At 64.6% G+C, this 1,860-nt stretch carries 5 protein-coding genes; all 5 read right to left on the bottom strand.

All coding sequences use genetic code 11. The features are described from left to right. The coding region (locus tag FJ980_RS30360; RefSeq protein WP_181181355.1) for a transglycosylase domain-containing protein at nucleotides 1–486 on the bottom strand (486 nt) is incomplete at its 3' end. Nucleotides 487–623: 137 nt separating this feature from the next. Then, the gene (locus FJ980_RS30355; protein ID WP_140500260.1) at nucleotides 624–770 is read right to left on the bottom strand and encodes a hypothetical protein; all 147 of its coding nucleotides are present in this window, start codon (nucleotides 768–770) and stop codon (nucleotides 624–626) included. Between the two features lie 23 nt (nucleotides 771–793). Beyond that, nucleotides 794–1,048 carry a GlsB/YeaQ/YmgE family stress response membrane protein gene (locus FJ980_RS30350; protein ID WP_140500262.1) on the bottom strand — a complete coding sequence of 85 codons (255 nt, stop codon included), beginning with the start codon at nucleotides 1,046–1,048 and terminating at the stop codon, nucleotides 794–796. Nucleotides 1,049–1,158: 110 nt separating this feature from the next. Beyond that, complete coding sequence (locus FJ980_RS30345; RefSeq protein WP_140547282.1) at nucleotides 1,159–1,362, bottom strand: hypothetical protein; 204 nt, start codon at nucleotides 1,360–1,362, stop codon at nucleotides 1,159–1,161. 83 nt (nucleotides 1,363–1,445) lie between these two features. Then, nucleotides 1,446–1,860: ribonuclease D (locus tag FJ980_RS30340; RefSeq protein ID WP_140547281.1), on the bottom strand; the 415-nt coding region annotated here is incomplete at its 5' end.

Here is a 1,860-nt window from a genome sequence, read left to right as displayed (position 1 = left end):
GATCGGGTCGATGCCGAAATGCGAATAGAAGCGGCGGTCCTCGATGGCGACGACGGCTTGCGGGATGTAGGGCGACATTTCGTGCAGGCCGACCGCCTCGCCGCCGCTCATGCCGCGATTGGCGAGCAGCTGGCCGTCGGCGGAGACGATCTTGATGTTGGGCGCGCGATCGGGGATCGACCAGGTCGTGGCCGCCGGCATCTTGGCGCCGTAGTAGACGACGACTCCGGCCACCGCGATGCCGCCCCAGATGGCCAGCACGAAGCACCAGTAGACCAGCCGGCCGAGCACGCCGAACAGGCCGCGCCGGCTTCGGTCGCGCCTGGCACGCGACGATTTTGCCTTCGGCGGTTTGCGTTTGGCGGAGGCTTTGCGGTTGCTGGGCACGACGCGATCCTCCTCGCTCACCGAAAGACCGGTCTGGGATCTCGCTTGTGGCGGTCCCTCGAAACTGGGTTCGATGCGGCTGTCTCTGCGGTTCGCCATGCGCTGCGCTTGATATCCCGATGCCTATGGCGTTCGGGTTGCAGAGTAGATGCGGCGGTTTAAAGGCGGGTTAAATCCGGCAGGCAGCGATAGTCAGGCGTGGGGAGCAATGCGGAGCCGGCAAGCCCGGGCTCCGTTCAGTTCTGCTGGATCGAGATGCCCTTGTCGTCTATCTTGAGCTCCACGCCTTTCGGCTTGGTCTGTTCGCGGTAGACGTAGACGCCGAGCGCGATGACCACGACGACGAGCGCGCCAATGACGAGATAAAGCGTATTCTGTTTCATGGCGCGCTCCTCGGTGCCCGGCCTCAGGCTCGCTTCAGGACCCTGACCAGGATCAGCAGGATGATGGCGCCGATCGTGGCGTGGATGATCGAGGCGAGGATGCCGCCGCCGATGGACAAGCCGATCCGCGGGAACAGCCAGCCCGCGATGAACGCGCCGATGATGCCGACGATGATGTTGCCGATCAGGCCGAAGCCGAAACCGGAGACGATGAGACCGGCGAGCCAGCCGGCGATGGCACCGATGATGATGAAGACGAGCAGGCTTTCGACGCCCATGGCGATTTCCCTCCGAGCAAGAGGCGAGCGCGGAGCGGAAAGCCCCGAATCGGCCTCGATATCAACGGCTTCAGGCTATGCGAAAGCCGCCGCCCTCGCCAGCGGCCTGCTCATTGGTCGCCGTCGTCGCTCCCGGCGGGCCGCCAGCTCGTCGGCTCGACCTTCTTCTGCGTATCGCTGTCGATGTAGACCCACCAGCCGCCGTCCCGGTATTGCGCGATGGATTCGTTGAGCACGCCGTCGCCGTCCTTCCAGGTCACGGTGACCTTGGAGCCGTCGGTGGGCGCGGTCGATATGGGCTTCCTATCCGCCATGTCATCCCTCTTTTCGAGCCGACGGAACACGACGGCCGGCATCTGGTCCCGGACGGAACATCGGCGGCAGCGCCGCGACGCCGTCAGCTATGAGCGAAAATATCCTCTTCGTCCCAGCCCATGAGGTCAAGCTTGGCGCGTGTCGGCAGGAAGCGGAAACAGGCGTCGGCCTCTTTCGTGCGATCCTCGCGCGCCAGCCGCGCCGCCAGCACGTCGCGCAGCCGGTGCAGATAGAGCACGTCGGATGCGGCGTATTCGAGTTGTTCGGGCGACAGCGTTTCGGCCGCCCAGTCCGACGATTGCTGCGCCTTGGACAGGCCGACGCCCAGAAGCTCGAAGCAGATGTCTTTGAGACCATGCCGGTCGGTGTAGGTGCGGGTCAGCCGCGAGGCGATCTTGGTGCAGAATACCGGCTCGGGCATCACACCGAACGCATGGTAGAGCACGGCAAGGTCGAAGCGCCCATAGTGGAACAGCTTGGTCACGCTGTGGTTTCCC

It is taken from the genome of Mesorhizobium sp. B1-1-5 (assembly GCF_006443065.1).
In the GTDB taxonomy this organism is placed as follows: Bacteria; Pseudomonadota; Alphaproteobacteria; order Rhizobiales; family Rhizobiaceae; genus Mesorhizobium.
The sequence above is the reverse complement of the archived record's forward strand: the minus strand, read 5'-3'. Positions and strand labels throughout refer to the sequence as shown.